The following is a 17,545-nucleotide window of genomic DNA, read 5'->3' on the forward strand; positions in this document are numbered from 1 at the left end:
GCCTGGACGGATGGCCCTCCCCCGCACCATCACCTGCGCGCAGCCGTGATCTCGGTCGACGCGTATCTCACGCGGATTCTGTCCGCCGTGACGACCGTCGAGTCGAGCACGGTCGCGCTGGCCGACGCGCACGGTCGCACGCTGCGCGCGCCCGTGCATGCCGCCGTGGATCTGCCGGTGTTCGACAACTCGGCCATGGACGGATTCGCCGTCCGCTTCGTCGACGTCTCGCACGCGAGCCCGGCCACGCCGGCGGTTCTGCGCGTGATCGCCGACCTGCCCGCCGGCACAGCTCTGACGCCGGTCCTCGGCATCGGGGAGGCGGCGCGGATCATGACCGGTGCGCCGGTGCCGGTGAGCGCCGATGCCATCGTGCCCTTCGAAGACACCGCCGGCGGCCTCGAGGATTCACTCGACGTGGTGCGCGTGCTGCGGCCCCCGCGCGCTGCCGGAGCGCACATCCGCCGGCGCGGGGAGGACTGCGCCGCCGGAACGGTGCTCGTCCCGGCGGGGGTCCGTCTCGGGCCGCTGCAGGTGGCGGCGATCGCCGCGGGCAACTGCGACCGGGTCGACGTGTCCCGCCGACCGCGTGTCGCGGTGATCTCCACGGGCAGCGAACTGGTCCCGCCGGGCTCTGCCCTGTCGCACGGGCAGATCCCGGAATCCAACGCGCTCCTGCTCAGCGCCCTGGCGACCGAGACCGCGGCCGAGGTGGTGCTGCGCGGGACCGTCGGGGACGTGGACGATGACCTGCGTGCGGCGCTCGCGGAGGCCACCGCTCGCGGAGCCGATGCGGTGATCACCTCCGGCGGAGTGAGCGCCGGCGCGTTCGAGGTCGTCAAGACCACCATCGCGGAGATGACGTTCCAGAAGGTCGCGATGCAGCCGGGCAAGCCGCAGGGGTTCGCCGCAGGCCCGCCGCTTCTGTTCGGGCTGCCCGGCAACCCGGTCAGCGCCGCGGTGTCGTTCGAGGCGTTCGTGCGCCCGGCCCTGCTGGCGATGCAGGGACGTGCGGATCTTCACCGCCGGATGCTGCGCCTGCCGGCGGCCCAGGGCTGGCGAGTGCCACAGGGACGCCGGCAGTACCTCCCGGTCGTGCTGGTGGACGGGGGCGTCGCCCCGGCGACGGCCGGAGGCTCGCACCTGGCCGGCGGGCTGGCCGGCGCCGAAGCGTATGCGGTGATCCCGGCGGACGTGGACACGGTCTCGCATGGCGACCTTGTCGATGTCATGCTCGTCTCGTGAACGAATTTGCCGGCATCCTCCTCGCGGGCGGGCGCGGTTCGCGGATGGGCGGCGTGCACAAGCCGCTGCTCGAAGTCGGTGGCCGCACCCTCCTTGACGCTGCGGTGACCGCGGCGCACGCTGCCGGGTGCGACCCGATCATCGCGGTCGGCGCACCCGTCGTGAGCACCCAGGCTCCGATCGCACCCGTCACCTGGGTTCGTGAGGATCCACCCTTCGGCGGACCGGTCGCGGCGATCCTCGCCGCGCTGCCGCTGATCTCCGCCCCGCACACGCTGATCCTGGCCTGTGACGTGCCCCGCGTCGGCGCGGCCGTAGCCCTTCTGCGCGCCGCGCAGTTCGACGCCGACGGCGCGTGCCTGATCGATGAGTCCGGCCGCCGCCAGCTCCTCGCGGGCGTCTACCGGACCGACGCACTGCGGGCCGCGGGCGCAACGCTGCCCGGCCACGGCCACGGAGCTTCGGTGCGCGCCCTGCTGGAGGGCCTGCAGGTCACCGAGGTCTCGGCATCCGATGACATCACCGCCGACATCGACACCTGGGATGATCTGCACGAGGCACGAAGGAGGAACCCGTGAGTGAGCACCTGCCACCGGAAGCACTGGACCAGTGGGCGGACGCCCTGCGCGAGCTGTTCGGCCTGGCCGCGGACGACGTGTCGATCCCGCTGATCCTGGATCTGGCGCGCGATGTCGCGGTCGGTGTCGCCCGCCCCGCCGCCCCGTTGAGCGCGTTCGTCGCAGGTCTCGTCGCCGGTCGGGCCGGCGGTTCGCCGGAGCAGGTGCGGGCGACCGTGGCCGAGATCACGTCGCTGGCGGGCGGCTGGCGCTCGGAAGTCTGATCAGGCTGCGGACGCCCTGCGCTCCAGCCGCACGATCACGGACTTCGACGTCGGGGTGCCGCTGACATCGGCCACCGAATCGAGGGGCACCAGCACGTTCGTCTCCGGGTAGTACGCCGCAGCGTTCCCCCGCGGGGTCGAGTACGCCACGATGCGGAACTCCTCCGCGCGGCGCTCCACCCCGTCGCGCCACTCCGAGACGATGTCCACCACGTCGTCCTCAACGAAGCCGAGCGCCTGGATGTCCTTCTCATTGACCATGATCACGCGTCGTCCACCGTGGATGCCGCGGTAGCGGTCATCCTTGCCGTAGATGGTGGTGTTGTACTGATCGTGCGAGCGCAGCGTCTGCAGCAGCAGCCGGCCGTGCGGGATGAACGGGTACTCCAGCGGATTGGCCGTGAACACCGCTTTGCCGCTGTCGGTGGCGAAGTGGCGCGCGTCACGCGGGGCGTTCGGCAGGTACAGGGTGCGGCCCTTGGCGATCTTCGACTCGAAGTCGTCGAACCCGGGCACCACTCGCGAGATGTGGTCGCGGATACGCGTGTAGTCCGCCTCCATCGCCGCCCAGTCCGCGACCGGAACGTTCGGCCGACCTTCGAAGACCATCGCGCACAGGCGCGCGACGATGGCGACTTCGCTGAGCATGTCGTTCGCCGGCGGGACCAGACGGCCCCGCGACGCGTGCACCGCGCTCATCGAGTCCTCGACGGTCACCCGCTGTTCGCCACCGCCTCGGATGTCACGGTCGGTGCGCCCCAGCGTCGGGAGGATGATCGCCCGGCGCCCGGTCACCGCGTGCGACCGGTTCAGCTTGGTGGAGACCTGCACCGTCAGATCGAGGTTCGCCAGCGCCGCTTCGACGACGTTCGTGTCCGGTGTGGCCGAGACGAAGTTGCCGCCCATCGCCACGAAGACACGGGCCTTGCCGTCGCGCATCGCGCGGATCGCCTCGACGGTGTCGTAGCCGTGCTTGCGAGGAGCGTGGAACGCGAACTCGTCGTCGAGCCACTGCAGGAAGTGCTCGGCGGGCTTCTCGTAGATTCCCATCGTGCGGTCGCCCTGCACGTTGGAGTGGCCGCGCACCGGGCAGACGCCGGCGCCTGGGCGGCCCATGTTGCCCTGCAGCAGCAGCACGTTCACGACATCGCGCAGCGTGGCGACCGAGTGCTTGTGCTGGGTCAGTCCCATCGCCCAGCAGACGATGGTGGCCTTGGAGGTTCGCACGAGCTCCGCCACGCGCCGCAACGCGGTCTCGGGGACCCCGGTCGCCGCGACCAGATCGCGCCACTCGACGTTTCGGACCTCTTCGGCGTATGCGTCGAACCCGGTGGTGTGCGCAGCGATGAACGGGTGATCCAGCACGCCGCCCTCGCGTTCCTCGACCTCGAGGAGGTGCTTGCCGATCGCCTGGAACAGGGCCTGATCGCCGCCGAGGCGGATCTGGACGAACTCGTCGGCGAGCTTCGTGCCGCCCAGCATGACGCCCCGGGGCGTCTGGGGGTTCTCGAAGCGCATCAACCCCGCCTCGGGCAGCGGGTTCACGGCGACGATGGTCGCGCCGCGTCCCTTGGCCTTTTCCAGGGCGCTGAGCATGCGGGGATGGTTCGTGCCCGGGTTCTGCCCGGCGATGATCAGGAGGTCGGCGTTGTGGATGTCGTCGATCGTGACGGTGCCCTTGCCGATGCCGAGTGTCTCCACGAGCGCGGAGCCGCTGGACTCGTGGCACATGTTGGAGCAGTCCGGCAGGTTGTTGGTCCCCAGTCCCCGCACCAGCAGCTGGTACAGGAAGGCGGCTTCGTTCGAGGTCCTCCCGGACGTGTAGAACACCGCCTCGTCGGGATCATCCAGCCCGCGCAGCGCGTCGGCCACCTGGCGCAGGGCGTCATCCCATGAGATCGGCACGTAGTGGCTGGCGCCCTCTTCGAGCACCATCGGGTGCGTCAGGCGCCCCTGCTGGCCGAGCCAGAAGTCGTCGTGGCCGCGCAGGTCCTCGATGGAGTGCTCGGCGAAGAACTCGGGGGTGACCCGGCGGACCGTGGCCTCCTCGGCGACGGCCTTGGCGCCGTTCTCGCAGAACTCCGCGATGTGGCGCTTCTCCTCCTCGGGCCATGCGCACCCGGGGCAGTCGAACCCGTCCTTCTGGTTGACCTGCAGCAGCGTCTCGACACTGCGCTTGATGCCCATCTGATCGTTCGCGATCTTGAGGGCGTGCAGCACCGCAGGGACGCCGACGGCGACCTTCTTGCGGCCGGAGACGTGGACCTGTGCCTCGTCGATGTCTGAGTGGGGGGGCTTCTTCGCCATGGTTCCATCCTACGTGAATACCTATCCCAATAGGTATTGAAATCGGTACGGGTCCAAGCGCCCGCCCGATGCCCGGCCTCAGCGCCTGCCGGTGCCGAACATCCCGCGGATCACCCCGCTGAGAATAGTCTGCGTCGATGTGGACCCGAGGATCTGCTCCAGCGGCGATTTCTGGCTGGTCCGCCGCGTCCGCGTCGTGCCCGACGTCTTCTTCAGCAGCCGCTCGTACTCGGCCTGAGCCCTCTTGTCAGCGGCGGCCTTCGCCTTGTCGATCGCCGCCTGCTGCGTGGCGAACTCCGCATCCGCCTTCGCCTTCGCCAGCTCCGCGTCCTGCGCTGCGGCCGCCTCATCGGCCGCGTTCATCCGTGCGGTGAGGATCTCGCGCGCCGACTCCCGGTCGATGGCCGTTCCATATTCGGCAAGCAGGGGGGATGCTTGCACGGCCGCCTCGATCGCGGCATCCGGTGTGGGTGTCATCATGCCCTGCGGCGCACGCAGGCGCGTCCACGCCACCGGAGTCGGTGCACCCCGGTCGCTCAAGACCGTGACGATCGCCTCACCGGTGGCCAGCTCCTGCAGGACGCGCTCCAGGTCGTACCCCGAGCGGGGGTAGGTGTTCACGGTCGCGCGCAGCGCTTTCGCGTCGTCCGGTGTGAAGGCGCGCAGCGCGTGCTGCACGCGCGAGCCGAGTTGTGCCAGGACGTCGGAGGGGACGTCCTTGGGGGTCTGCGTGACGAAGAAGACGCCCACGCCCTTGGAGCGGATCAGCCGGACGGTCTGCACGATGGCGGCGGTGAAATCCTTCGACGCGTCTGAGAAGAGCAGGTGCGCCTCGTCGAAGAAGAACACGAGCTTCGGCTTGTCCGCATCGCCGACCTCGGGCAGGATCTCGAAGAGTTCCGCCAGCAGGTACATCAGGAACGTCGAGTACAGCGCGGGCTTGTCGGCGACGCCCGGGACCTCGAGCAGGCTGATGATCCCGCTGCCATCCGGAGCCACGCGCAGGAATTCCCGCACGTCGAACTCCGGCTCGCCGAAGAACACGTCGGCGCCCCCGTCCGCGAACGTGATCAGCTCGCGCAGGATGACGCCGGCGGTCGCCGCGGACAACCCGCCCAGCTCCTTCAGCTCCACCTTGCCCTCGTCACCGGTCAGGTAGCTGAGCACCGCGCGCAGATCCGCCAGGTCCACCAGCGCCAGTCCGTGGCGATCGGCGTAGTGGAAGACCAGACCCAGGCTCGACTCCTGCGTCTGGTTCAGCCCCAGCACCTTGCTCATAAGAAGCGGCCCGAAGGCCGAGACGGTCGCGCGCACCGGCACGCCCTTGCCGATGCCGCCCAGCGCGAAATACTCGGTTGCGGATGCCGCGGGCTTCCAGTCCTGGCCGATCGCACGGGTCCGCTCCAGCAGCTTCGCGCTGGACTCCCCCGGCGTGGCGACGCCGGACAGATCCCCCTTGATGTCCGCGGCGAAGACCGGGACGCCCTTGGCCGCGAGCTGCTCGGCAAGTCCCTGGATCGTGCGGGTCTTGCCTGTGCCGGTGGCGCCCGCCACCAACCCGTGCCGGTTCATCATGGCCAGCGGTATGCGGATCTGCGCGTCCGAGACGGCGGTGCCGTTCATCAGCGCCCCCAGGTCCAGGGTCGGCGTCGTGAAGGTGTAGCCGGAGATGACCGCCTGTACCTCTGCGGCATCGAGCGGCCCCGCGGAGCGGGGCGACCCGGTGTCTGCGCCCGGGCCGGCCGCGGGCGCGGCCGGCCCGGCAGTGTCCGGAGCGATCCGCGCGTGTGCGGCGGCGGCCTCGGCTGCGGCCAGCGCGGCTCTGGCCTGCGCGGCCCTCAGTTGCGCCTCCGCAGCCTCCGCCTCCGCGCGCAGACGCGCGAGTTCGGCTTCCGCGGCGGCAACAGCAGGATCGGTCGAGTCCGCCGCGCTCATGGGATCAGCCTACTGACGCAGCGGGGCCGGGGACACGGATCTCTCCCGCGCGATCAGCGGCGCGAACAGGGCTCCGACGATCAGCACCACACCGACACCGATCAGTGCGCCACCGAGCGTGTCACTGAGCCAGTGCGCGTGCAGGGCGGTGCGGCTCAGCGCCATCAGCAGCACCCAGGCGATCCCGACCAGCAGCACCCAGAGGCGCGGGAAGAGCAGGACGGCGACGGTGGCCAGAGTCGCCGCGTTCGCCACGTGCCCGGAGGGGAAGGAGCCGTAGTCGCTGATGATGATGATGTCCTCCGGCCGAGCCCGACCGAACAGGTGCTTCAGCACCTGCACGGCACCCGCCGAGGCTGCCTCCGCGGTGAGGAAGAAGGCGGCCGACCACGCTCTGCGCAGCAGGATGAGGGCGATCGCGCAGCCGATCGGGACGACGAGGACGCCGAACCAGGTTCCGCCGAGGAAGTTCATCACGCGCGAGAACCCGTCCAGGAACATGGAGGAGTTCGCCACCAGGAGCGAGTTCCACCCCGTGTCCACGGCGAACGGGATCGGGCGCGCGAGGATGACGGCGCCCAGCCCGCATGCGGCGGCCACCAGCAGTACTCCCGCCACCAGCAGCCAGATCCGGGATCTCCTCGATGACGGGGGCGTTGTCGCAGCATCCATCGCCCCATTCTGCCCGCCGACCGCCGCGGCTGATCCCCCCGCGCGGATGGCGCGCCATGATGGGGGCATGGTCCGTGTCGTTGATATCGTCCGGGCGGCGATCGCGCCGCTCACCCGCACTCGCTGGTTCCGCCGGGTCGGTCCGATCGCGCTGCCACCGCTGGAACGCGTCGTCGGAGCGCTGTCCGGCGGGCGGGTGCAGCTCAGTGGCCTTCTGGTGCCCTCCCTGGTGCTGCATACCCGCGGCGCGAAATCCGGCGAGCCGCGCGACGCCGCGCTCATGTACACACCGGACGGGTCCGGTCGCGCGATCGTGGCGGGCACCAACTTCGCCGGGGGACGGCATCCCGCCTGGACGGCGAATCTGCTCGCCCACCCGGATGCCGCCATCACCGTACGCGGCACGCGCATGGCCGTGCACGCCACACCGATTCCGCCCGCGGAACGCGATGCCGCATGGGCGCGCATCGAGTCGCAGTGGCCGGGCTACCGCCAGTACGAGCGGGACTCGGGCAGGACGGTGCGACTGTTCCGGCTGCAGCCGGTGCGCGCGGCGGACTGACTCACGGCGTCAGCGGCGCAACGCTTCGCGGCCGGACGACGATCCACAGCGCCAGAGCGGCGATGATCGAGCAGCCCACCATGACCGAGGCCATCGTCGTCGCCGTGATGCCGGCGTCGTGCGAGATCCACCCGACGACGGGCGAGATGAAGCCCGCGACACCGAAGTTCACAGCGCCGACGACGGACGCCGCCGTCCCGGCAGCTTTCCCGTGCCGATCGAGGGCGAGGACCTGAACGCACGGGAAGGTGAACCCGCACGCCGTCATGAACACGAACAGGGGGATCAACGTGCCCCACAGGCCGAGGCCGAGCGCATCGCACACGATGATCGCGGTCGAGGCCAGGACCAGCACGCCCGTCGAGCACGCCAGGACCCACTGCGGCCCGAAGCGGGCGGCCAGCCGCGACGCGGTCTGCACGCCCACGACGACCCCGACGGAGTTGACTGCGAACAGCAGGCCGTAGGTCTGCGCGTCGAACCCGAAACTCTGCTGGAACAGGAAGGACGACGCGGACAGGTAGGAGAACAGGCCGCTGAAGGTCATTCCGCCGATGATGAGGACGCCGATGAAGACGCGGTCGCTGAACACGCTCTTGTAGCGCTGCAGCACGGTGGTGCTGCCCTTGTCGCTGCGTCGGGCCTTCGGCAGCGTTTCCGGCACGAACGCGATCGCGCACACCAGCATCAGCGCGCCGTAGATGGCGAGCACCACGAAGATCCCCCGCCACGGCATGACGGCCAGCAGTGCCGATCCGATGAGGGGGGCGGCCACGGGCGCCACCCCCGACACGAGGGCCAGGCGGGAGAGCATGACCACCAGCCGCCTGCCGCCGAACAGGTCGCGCACGATCGCCATGGCCACGACTCCGCCGGCGGCCGCGCCCATGCCCATGCCGACGCGGGCGACCATGAGAAGCTCGAGCGTCGGGGCGAACGCGGCTGCGACGCTGGCCACCACGTGCAGAGCGGTGACGGCGAGGAGCGGGATCCGGCGACCGACCTTGTCGCTGAGCGGACCGACGACGAGCTGACCGAGAGCGAAGCCGATCATGGTTCCGGTCAGGGTCAGCTGGATCGCCGCTGCCGTGGTCTGGAAGTCCGCTTCGAGCACCGGGAAGGCCGGCAGGTAGAGGTCGACCGTGAACGGGCCGAGCGCAGTGAGCGCGCCGAGCAGCACGATGTACAGCACGCGGCGCCGGGTGGGGATCGAGTCGCCGGGGTGCAGCATCACCGGCGCGGTCGCAGGGTTTCTGCCCAGGGCGCGGATCGCTCCCGTGGTCAGGGCGGGGGGACGCGGGGCGGAGGCGTCGGGGGCGCGGTCCGTCGTGGCGGCGGCGTCGGAGGCGGGCTTGCGAGCAGGCGTGGAGGCGGTATCGAGCACAGTTCTCTTCGTGGTCGGGGAGGGCGGGACGCGGCCGCGGAGGGATCGACTGGGGCGCGCAGATCAAGAACGAACCGTCCCGAATCGATTCGACCATCTATCGTACCGGATGCCCCCTGCGGGCACGCTGCGCCGCCGACGCCGCGCCCCGCAGCAGCCGGCGCACTGAGGCCTGTCGGCGCCTTCCCAGGCCGAGGCGCATGCGCTCGAATAGGATGGCCGTACCTTCCGCACCGCAGCCCACTCGTTCCGACGGGCGCCTGAGCCGAGATCACACACATGACCCCGACACCCCCGCGCCCGGCATCCAAGCAGACGAGCGGCAACCCCGCCACGCAGGCCCAGATCGCCTCGACCGTCAAGCAGCAGCGTGAGCAGAAGCGTCAGGAGAAGCTGGCGGAGTACCAGAGGCAGCTCGCGAAACGCCGACGCAGCAAGCTGGTGTGGTGGAGCGTCGGTTCGCTCGTCGCGATCGGCGTCATCGCCGCGATCATCGCTTCCATCGTGTTCGCCCCCACTCCTCCCCCGACCCTCAGCCCGGGCGATGGAGACGGCAGTTCCATCGAGGGTGTCGAGACGTTCCAGAACACCGCGAACCACGTCGAAGGTGACGTCCAGTACGCGCAGACGCCCCCGGCCGGCGGTGACCACAACGCGATCTGGCTCAACTGCGGCATCTACGACCAGCCCGTGCCGAACGTCAACGCCGTGCACTCCCTCGAGCACGGTGCTGTGTGGATCACCTACGACGCGGATGCCGTCGGCGACGAGGAGCTGACGGCGCTGCGCAGTCAGCTCCCCTCCAGCTACGTCGTGCTGTCGCCCTACGAGGGCTTGGACTCGCCAATCGTGCTGAGCGCGTGGAACGCACAGCTCAAGCTCGACTCGGCCGACGACCCCCGCTTCTCGGAGTTCCTCACAACGTACTGGCGCAACCAGAACGCGCCCGAGCCCAACGCAGCGTGCTCCGGCGCGCTCGACGCCCCCGGCAAGCAGTAGGTTGCCGTGACCGACGACGCGTCGACGGCCCGGGCGCCGCGGCGCTGGCTTCTCGTCGTGCTCGCCTGCCTGGCGATCGGCGGACTGGCCTTCGCGATCGGCCGCTTCTCAGCCTTCGGCACGTCCGCCACCACGCCGGCCACGGACTCCGCCGAGGCCGGCTTCGCCCGCGATATGCAGGTCCATCACGCCCAGGCGGTCGAGATGGCGATGCAGATCTACCGCACCACCGAAGACACCGAATTGCGCACACTCGCATACGACATCGCGACGGGGCAGTCCGCCCAGCGCGGCGAGATGTTCGACTGGCTCGTGCAGTGGGGTCTGCCGCAGGCCGGCGAGCCGCTCATGAGCTGGATGGCCGACGCCGACGGCGGGCATTCCGGACATGGCGGCACGGGATCCGAGCCCCTCAGCGAGGCCGAGCTGAGCGCCGGGATGGGCATGGCCACCGATGCTCAGCTCGCGCAGCTGCGCACCGCCAGCGGCACCGAGGCGGACTGCCTCTTTCTCGAGCTGATGATCCGGCACCACGAGGGCGCCATCCCGATGGCCGAAGCCATCCTCCAGCGAGGATCCGTGCCGCGCGTGCTGACCGTCGCGACGAGCATGAAGAACGGCCAGACGGCCGAGATCGACGCGATGCAGAGCATCCAGCGGCGCCTCGGCTGCACCGGCTGACACGCCACTCCCCCTGAGCCGGCTCTTGTACACCCCGGTCTCGCTACAGTGAACGGGTGACCGTCGCTCTCGCATCCGCCCGGCGCCGACCGCTCGTCGTCACGATCGCGGTCGTGATCATCTACATCAGCGGGATCACCAGCACCATCGGGGGCACCCTCGTCCTGCTGAGCCGATACCGGGTGGAGCCGGCGGACGTCCTGCCCGTCTCGCTCCTGGGCGCGGGTGTCATCCTGTTCGGTCTGTTCACGATCGCGGTGGCCTCGGGCGTCGCCCGTGGTCGCCGACTGGCCCGGCTGCTCCTGACCATCTACACGGTCGCGCAGACCGCCCTCCAGATCGTCACGATCGTGTCCTCGGACGCGTGGGACTGGTCCGCGTTCGCGGAGCTCGCCGCGGACGCGTTCATCCTCCTGGCCGTCTGGGCACCGCCGGGGTCTCGCTACTTCCGCGAGACGCCCTCGGCTCCGGAGACGGGCATCCCCTCCGCCTGAGCCCGGTCATCTTCGGGAATCCCTCGCGCCGCGTACGCCGCCAGCGACCGCGCCACAAACCTCCTGTGGATGAACCGCACCACCTCGATCGCCCCGATCGTGCAGGCCGCCACGAGGGCGATCAGGTACGCGCAGTCCTCCCCCGGATCGGTGAGCTGGAAGAACTCGGTCGACAGCGGAATGCTGAAGATCGCGACGAGCCCGATGAACATGGCCCCGATCACGAGCACCTTGTAGCGGTTCAGCGGTCGGGACAGCACGGTGAGCACCCAGATCCCGACGATCGCGAGGATGATCGTCGAGCCGGTGCGCAGTTGCGCTTCCTCCACGCCCAGCGACATCGCTCCGAGCGTGTACAGCGTCAGTGCGACGGCGATGATCAGTCCGGCGGGGATCGCGAAGCTCAGCGAACGCTTGAGGAATCCCGGCACGTAGCGCTGCGTGTTCGGCATCAGCGCGAGGAAGAACGCCGGGATGCCGATGGTCAGCCCATCGGTGATGGACAGCTGGCGCGGCAGAAACGGGAATTCCAGGACCAGGACGCCGAACAGGATCGCCAGCGCGGTCGCGTAGGCGGTCTTGGTGAGGAACAGCATCGAGACGCGTTCGATGTTCGCGATGACCTGCCGGCCTTCGGCGACGACGGCCGGCAGGTGCGAGAACTGGCCGTCCAGCAGGACCAGCCGCGCGACCGCCTTCGTCGCGGCCGCGCCGGAGTTCATCGCGATGCCGATGTCGGCGGTCTTGATCGCGAATGTGTCGTTGACTCCGTCGCCGGTCATGGCCACCACGTGTCCGCGGCTCTGCAGCGCGACCACCATGCGCCGCTTCTGCTCCGGTGTCACCCGGCCGAAGACCGTGTGACCGTCCAGGATCTCCCCGAGCTGCTCGTCATCCTCCGGGAGCTGGCGGGCGTCATAGCCCTCCGCGACGTCCAGCCCCACCTCGCGGGCGATGGCGGCGACCGTCCGCGGGTTGTCGCCCGAGATGATCCGGATGCCGACTCCCTGCGCCGTGAAGTAGGCGAGAGTGCGCGCTGCATCCGGTCGCACCTGCTCCCGGAACGTCAGCACGATCGCCGCGACCACCGCGGCCGGAAGCCGCTCCGCCTCCACGTCGGCGTCGGTCAGCGGCGCGGCGGAGTACGCGAGGACGAGCGTGCGGCGACCGGACGAGGCGAGATCGGTGACGGTGCGTCCGAGCTCGCCGCCCCGGTCGGACGCGGCATCCCCGAACACCATCTCGGGGGCGCCGAACACCCAGGTCCCCCCAGCCGCACCCGAGCCGAACGAGACGGCGCTCCACTTCCGGGCGGAGGAGAACGGGATGTATGCGGCGGCCTCCGTGGGTGCGCCGGTCACCGGGAAGGGTTCGCGCAGGCAGCGGGCGGTGGCGTTGGCGTCCGGTGCGGCTCCGTACCAGGCGAGCGCGGACTCCCATCCGGGCGCGGCATCGGCGAGAGGATGGGACCCGTCGAAGCGGATGTCCCCGCCGGTGAGCGTGCCGGTCTTGTCCAGGCAGATGACATCCACCCGGGCGAGGCCTTCCACCGCGGGCAGCTCGTTCACCAGCACCTGCCGGCCGGCGAGCTTGGCCGCCCCGACCGCGAAGGCGATCGAGGTCACCAGGACCAGCCCGAGCGGGATCATCGCGGTCAGGGACGCGATGGTGTTCACGACCGCCTGCACCCAGGTCCCGCTCTGCCAGGCATCGACCCAGCCGCCCGCGACCATCATCTGCGCGTTCAGCACCAGCAGTCCGATGGGGCCGACCCCCCAGCCCACCCAGGTCAGCACGCGGTCGATCGAGGTCCGCAGCTCCGAGGAGACCATCGAGAATCGCTTCGCCTCGTCGGCGAACTTGTTGGCGTAGGAGTCGGCGCCGACCCGGGTCGTGCGGGCCGCCCCCTCGCCGGCCACGACGACCGAGCCGGACAGCGCCTCGTCGCCGGGGCTCTTGTCCACCGGCTCGGATTCGCCGGTCAGCATGGACTCGTCGATCTGGAGCGCCCGACCAGAGACGACGAGCGCATCGGCGGGCACCTGATCGCCGGCGCGCAGGATCAGGATGTCGTCCAGCACGACCTCCGCGGGGGCGATCTCGCGCTCCTCCCCATCGCGACGCACCCGCGCGCGAGGGGCGTTCAGCAGCGCCAGTCGATCCAGCTTGGCCTTGGCCCGGAACTCCTGCACGCAGCCGATGATCGCGTTGGTGAAGGCGGCGAGTCCGAACAGCGCGTCCTGCCACCGACCCAGCACGAGCAGGACCAGGAAGCACCCGCCGACGATCGCATTGAAGAGCGTGAAGACGTTGGCGCGGACGATGTTCCAGACGCTGCGGCTGGAGTCCGCCGAGAACGCGTTGGTGCGGCCGGCCGCGATCCGCTCGTCCACCTCGGGCTGGGAGAGCCCGACGGCCGGATCGACCGGCGTGGGCTCTGCGGCGAGGTCGGGTGCGGCATCCATGGATCTCACCCTATTGCGGTGCGCGGGAGGACGCCGCGTGGCCGCCCTCCCGCAGAACTCACCCCTTGGTCGAGCCGGCCAGCAGACCGCGAACGAAGAACCGCTGCAGGGCGAAGAACACGATCAGCGGGACCAGGATCGACAGGAACGTCCCCGCGGCCTGCAGGAACCACTGGTTGCCCCACGTGCCCGACAGCGACGCGAGAGATTGCGTCATCGGCAACGATCGGGACGGCGCGAAGATGGTCGCCACCAGCAGGTCGTTCCACACCCAGATGAACTCCAGCACCGCGAAGGACGCCAGTGCCGGCGCGGCCAGCGGCAGGACGATGCGGAAGAACATCTGGCCGTGACCGGCGCCGTCCACCCGTGCCGCCTCGATGACCTCACTGGGGATCTGGGAGATGAAGTTGTGCAGCAGGAACACGGCCAGCGGCAGTGCGAAGATCGTGTGCGCGATCCAGACCGTCGCAAAGCTGTGGTCGGCGTCGCGCAGATCGAAGCCCGGGAAGATGGTGACGCCGTTGATCTCGAAGCCGCGGGAGAACAGGCTCAGAAGCGGAACCAGCGCCATCTGCAGCGGGACGATCTGCAGCGCGAACACGGCGATGAAGGCCAGGTTCTTCCCCTTGAAGTCGATCCACGCGAACGCGTAGGCCAACAGGGCAGCCACCACCAGCGAGAAGCACACCACCGGGATCGTGATCGCCAGCGAGTTGAAGAACGACTCTCCCAGCGTGAGGGTGGTGCCGCCGGCGGTGAGTGCCGCGGCGTAGTTGTCGAGCGTGAACTCGGGATTGGTGAACACCGTCCACCAGCCGCTGGTCTGCGTCGCCGCGGGCGGGCGGAACGAGGTCACCAGCAGGCCGAAGGTGGGGATCGTCCAGAAGAAGGCGATGATGATCGCCGCGATCGTGGCGCCTTTGGAGGTCAGGCGCTTCTGCGCCATCTTCTCGTGCTTGCGCGTGTCGCGGGCGACCTGGCGGGCCGTGCGTGGCTCCGGGTTGGGCTCGATTACCACAGTTGAGATGGTCATCGGATCTCCCTCTGCTTCCGGATCTGAATCACGTTGAACACGATCAGCGGTATCACGAAGATGAACAGCACCACCGCCAGCGCGGCGGCGTGCCCGTAGCTCTGGAAGCGCTGCTGCTGGTTGACCATCTCGAAGGCGAGCACCGAGGAGTTGGACCGGCCGCCGGTCATGACCGCGACCACGTCGTAGATCTTCAGCGAGCCGATGGCGATCGTGGTCACCACCACCACGATGGAGGGTCGGATGCCGGGCAGCGTGACGTTGCGGAATCGCTGCCACGCGTTCGCGCCGTCCAGCTCGGCCGCCTCCATCTGCTCCGCCGGCACCGCTTTGACGGCCGCGGAGAGGATCACCATGGCCAGGCCGGTCTGACTCCAGATGAAGACGATCATCAGGAAGAAGGTGTTGATCAGCGGCTGCACCGACAGCCAGGAGACCGGTTCGCCGCCGAAGGCGACCACGATCGCGTTCAGGATGCCGACCTGCTCACCCTGGCGGTAGTCGTACGTGAGCTTCCAGATGATGCCGGCACCCACGAACGAGATGGCGAAGGTCATGAAGATCAGGATCTTCAGGACCTTCTCCCAGCGCGCCCGGTCGATGAACACGGCGTAGGCGAGGCCGATCACGGTGGCGACGGCGGGGACCACGAGCACCCAGATGACGGTGTTGATCACCGACCAGAAGCCCTCGGGGTTGGTGAAGGTCCAGATGTAGTTCTCGAAGCCGACGAAGTTCTCGCCGGTCTTGTCGAAGAAGGACTGGACGATCGTCGCGATCGCGGGGTAGATCAGCCCGATCAGCAGCAGGACGGTCGCCGGGGCGGCGAAGATGACCAGCTGGAACAGGTAGCCGGCGCCGCGGCGGGACCGGTAATCGGCCCAGAACAGCACGGCGCCCAGGATGACGGCGATCCCGAGGACATAGATGACCGCGTTCTGGTAGGGACGCAGCAGCATGAACGCCAGGATCGGGATCGCGAAGCAGGCGACCAGGCGGAGCCAGAAGTAGCCGCGTCCTGACCGCGGCGCGTACTCGATCAGCAGGAGGATGATGCCCACGACGGCACCGAAGGCGACCAGCACGGCCGGGATCTGCACCAGCGGGCCCAGATCGCCCAGCCACCGGAAGAAGCTGTTCAGCGAGAAGCCCAGCGACACCGGCCGCGCATCCACCGGCGGTCGCGTGATCATGAACAGGAAGAGCGCGACGACGACGATCAGTCCGCCGGCCGCGACGAGGACGGTCGTTCGGTGTTTGCGCGAGAGCGCCTCTGCTTTGGCGAGGGCGTCGTCGTCCGCGCGGGGTGCCGAGGCCTTCCTCGTGTCAGGGACCTGCGTTGTTCCGGTCATGGGCACCTTCCGAGTGCGGCGGCGAACTCTGTTGTGAACGGCGGTCACGCGGTGAACGACCGTCGCGGACGCCGGTATTGCCTATCTTGCACCTCTTGCCGCAGTGGGGCCGCCCGCCTCGGCGAACGACCCCCCTGCAGCGCAGTTCCTGACTAGTTCTCGTAACCGGCCTGGATGTCGCTCAGAACGGTGGCGGTGTCCTTGCCATCGACCCAGTCGACCATGCCCTTCCAGAACGAGCCGGAGCCGACCGTGGACGGCATCAGGTCCGACGCGTCGAAACGGACGGTCGTGTTCGGGTCCTGCAGCAGCTGCATCGCCTCGGTGAGGAACTCGCTGGAGGCGAGGCTCGGGTCGGCGTTCAGGTTCGCGGAGATGACTCCACCGAGACCGACGCGCGCGTCGGCGAACTCGGGGCTGGCCATGAACTCCAGAACCGCCTGGGTGGCTGCGTCGTCGGAGAAGGCGACGACGAACTCGCCACCGACCTCGATCGCGGCTGCGTCCTCCTCGAAGCCGGGCAGCACGAACGCGTAGACGTCACCGTCGGGGGCGACGGTCGGAACCTGTCCCTCGGCGTTCTGCACGTCGAGGAAGTTGGCCGACAGGAAGGACGCCTGGTGGGTCAGTGCGCAGGTGCCGTTGGCGACCGGGGCGGCCACGTTGGCGAACGCGGTCGAGTTGATGCTGGCCACGTCACCGAAGCTGGCGTTGACGTACGCCGGGTTCAGCAGGATCTCGCCCACCGCGTCGAACGCGTCGGCGATCTCCGGGTCGGTGAACTTCACGTCGCCGGCGACCCACTGGTCGTAGACCTCGGGTCCGGACTGACGCAGGACGAGGTCCTCGATCCAGTCCGTTCCCGGCCAGCCGGAGGCCGCCTCGGATGCGAAGCCGGCGCACCACGGTGCGGCACCGGTCTTCTCCTGGATGGTCGCGGTCAGATCCAGCAGCTCATCCCACGTCGTGGGCACCTCGACGCCCCACTCTTCGAACGAGGCCGGCGAGTACCACACGTAGCCCTTGATGTTCGCGAGCATCGGAGCGGCGTAGAACACGTCATCGAACGTGCCGTAGGCCTTCCAGTCCGGCGACCAGTTCTCGTCGACCTCGGCCTCGACGGCTTCGGGTGCGGGCACCGCCTCGCCCGTCTCGACCAGGGTCTTGAGCAGACCCGGCTGAGGAACGATCGCGATGTCCGGTGCGTCGCCGCCCTTGACCTTGGTGACGATGTTGCCCTCGAACGCCTTGTCACCGGTGTACTCGACGATGATGCCCGTCTCTTCGGTGAACTCGTCGAAGGATGCCTGCAGGTCTTCGGCCTCGACGCCGGTGATGCCGCCCGAGATGGTGACGGTTTCGCCCTCGACCGATCCTGAGTCGCCGGCCTCGTCGCCGCCTTCGGCGCAGCCGGCCAACGTCAGCGCGGCGATCGCCACCACGCCGAATGCCACTGCTGTGCGGCGATGCGCGGGTGAACGCATTCCAGTCATTTACTGCCTCCTAGTTGAGTGCCGTGCGGATTGCGCACGCGAGTCCCGTTCGATTGGTGCGGTCGGGAACCGATTCCAT

Annotated in this window: 15 protein-coding genes; 7 read left to right on the top strand and 8 right to left on the bottom strand. The window is 69.2% G+C overall.

Annotation, left to right across the window (positions count from 1 at the left end; genetic code table 11):
* Window positions 1-45: 45 nt before the first annotated feature.
* The 3 genes from QNO12_RS12405 to QNO12_RS12415 are packed head-to-tail and all read left to right on the top strand — an operon-like array spanning window position 46 to window position 2,086.
* Entirely contained in the window at window positions 46-1,245 is a 1,200-nt protein-coding gene (locus tag QNO12_RS12405; protein ID WP_257503009.1) for a molybdopterin molybdotransferase MoeA, read from the top strand.
* Window positions 1,242-1,823 carry a molybdenum cofactor guanylyltransferase gene (mobA, locus tag QNO12_RS12410; RefSeq protein WP_257503010.1) on the top strand — a complete coding sequence of 194 codons (582 nt, stop codon included), beginning with the start codon at window positions 1,242-1,244 and terminating at the stop codon, window positions 1,821-1,823. Before QNO12_RS12405 ends, mobA begins: the two co-directional genes overlap by 4 nt.
* The gene (locus tag QNO12_RS12415) at window positions 1,820-2,086 is read left to right on the top strand and encodes a DUF6457 domain-containing protein (protein WP_257503011.1); all 267 of its coding nucleotides are present in this window, start codon (window positions 1,820-1,822) and stop codon (window positions 2,084-2,086) included. The genes mobA and QNO12_RS12415 overlap by 4 nt, the downstream gene beginning before the upstream one ends.
* Here the strand turns inward: QNO12_RS12415 and QNO12_RS12420 are convergent, their stop codons facing one another.
* The 3 genes from QNO12_RS12420 to QNO12_RS12430 all read right to left on the bottom strand — a co-directional run bounded on the left by QNO12_RS12420 (window position 2,087) and on the right by QNO12_RS12430 (window position 7,000).
* Complete coding sequence (locus QNO12_RS12420; protein ID WP_257503012.1) at window positions 2,087-4,393, bottom strand: FdhF/YdeP family oxidoreductase; 2,307 nt, start codon at window positions 4,391-4,393, stop codon at window positions 2,087-2,089. It abuts the gene before it with no gap.
* A gap of 78 nt (window positions 4,394-4,471) precedes the next feature.
* Entirely contained in the window at window positions 4,472-6,328 is a 1,857-nt protein-coding gene (locus QNO12_RS12425; RefSeq protein ID WP_257503013.1) for a helicase HerA-like domain-containing protein, read from the bottom strand.
* Between the two features lie 9 nt (window positions 6,329-6,337).
* Complete coding sequence (locus QNO12_RS12430; RefSeq protein WP_257503014.1) at window positions 6,338-7,000, bottom strand: phosphatase PAP2 family protein; 663 nt, start codon at window positions 6,998-7,000, stop codon at window positions 6,338-6,340.
* A 67-nt stretch (window positions 7,001-7,067) separates the two neighbouring features.
* Here QNO12_RS12430 and QNO12_RS12435 point away from each other — a divergent pair, with 67 nt between their 5' ends.
* Window positions 7,068-7,562, top strand: coding sequence for a nitroreductase family deazaflavin-dependent oxidoreductase (locus QNO12_RS12435; RefSeq protein ID WP_257503015.1), 495 nt, complete (start codon window positions 7,068-7,070; stop codon window positions 7,560-7,562).
* A 1-nt stretch (window position 7,563) separates the two neighbouring features.
* On the opposite strand, the gene QNO12_RS12440 is transcribed toward QNO12_RS12435, so the two are convergent.
* Window positions 7,564-8,946 carry a multidrug effflux MFS transporter gene (locus tag QNO12_RS12440; protein ID WP_374761037.1) on the bottom strand — a complete coding sequence of 461 codons (1,383 nt, stop codon included), beginning with the start codon at window positions 8,944-8,946 and terminating at the stop codon, window positions 7,564-7,566.
* Between the two features lie 279 nt (window positions 8,947-9,225).
* On the opposite strand from QNO12_RS12440, the gene QNO12_RS12445 reads away from it, so the two are divergent.
* From QNO12_RS12445 to QNO12_RS12455, 3 genes are read left to right on the top strand one after another with little or no spacing between them, the layout of a single operon-like run.
* Window positions 9,226-9,945 (top strand): thioredoxin-like domain-containing protein, encoded by a 720-nt coding sequence (locus tag QNO12_RS12445; protein WP_257503016.1) that lies wholly within the window; start codon window positions 9,226-9,228, stop codon window positions 9,943-9,945.
* Window positions 9,946-9,951: 6 nt separating this feature from the next.
* Window positions 9,952-10,626, top strand: coding sequence for a DUF305 domain-containing protein (locus QNO12_RS12450; protein WP_257503017.1), 675 nt, complete (start codon window positions 9,952-9,954; stop codon window positions 10,624-10,626).
* 56 nt (window positions 10,627-10,682) lie between these two features.
* Window positions 10,683-11,120, top strand: a complete 438-nt coding sequence (locus tag QNO12_RS12455) for a hypothetical protein (protein WP_257503018.1) — start codon at window positions 10,683-10,685, stop codon at window positions 11,118-11,120.
* Here QNO12_RS12455 and QNO12_RS12460 read toward each other — a convergent pair.
* The 4 genes from QNO12_RS12460 to QNO12_RS12475 form a co-directional block, all read right to left on the bottom strand.
* On the bottom strand, window positions 11,069-13,585 hold the full coding sequence (locus QNO12_RS12460) for an HAD-IC family P-type ATPase (RefSeq protein ID WP_257503019.1): 2,517 nt from the start codon (window positions 13,583-13,585) through the stop codon (window positions 11,069-11,071). The genes QNO12_RS12455 and QNO12_RS12460 overlap by 52 nt on opposite strands.
* Window positions 13,586-13,643: 58 nt before the next feature.
* Window positions 13,644-14,621, bottom strand: coding sequence for a carbohydrate ABC transporter permease (locus QNO12_RS12465; RefSeq protein ID WP_257503020.1), 978 nt, complete (start codon window positions 14,619-14,621; stop codon window positions 13,644-13,646).
* Window positions 14,618-15,814 (bottom strand): carbohydrate ABC transporter permease, encoded by a 1,197-nt coding sequence (locus tag QNO12_RS12470; RefSeq protein WP_257503239.1) that lies wholly within the window; start codon window positions 15,812-15,814, stop codon window positions 14,618-14,620. Before QNO12_RS12470 ends, QNO12_RS12465 begins: the two co-directional genes overlap by 4 nt.
* A gap of 311 nt (window positions 15,815-16,125) precedes the next feature.
* On the bottom strand, window positions 16,126-17,457 hold the full coding sequence (locus tag QNO12_RS12475; RefSeq protein WP_374113587.1) for an ABC transporter substrate-binding protein: 1,332 nt from the start codon (window positions 17,455-17,457) through the stop codon (window positions 16,126-16,128).
* Window positions 17,458-17,545 lie beyond the last annotated feature (88 nt).

The organism is Microbacterium sp. zg-B185 (assembly GCF_030246885.1).
Lineage (GTDB): Bacteria > Actinomycetota > Actinomycetes > Actinomycetales > Microbacteriaceae > Microbacterium.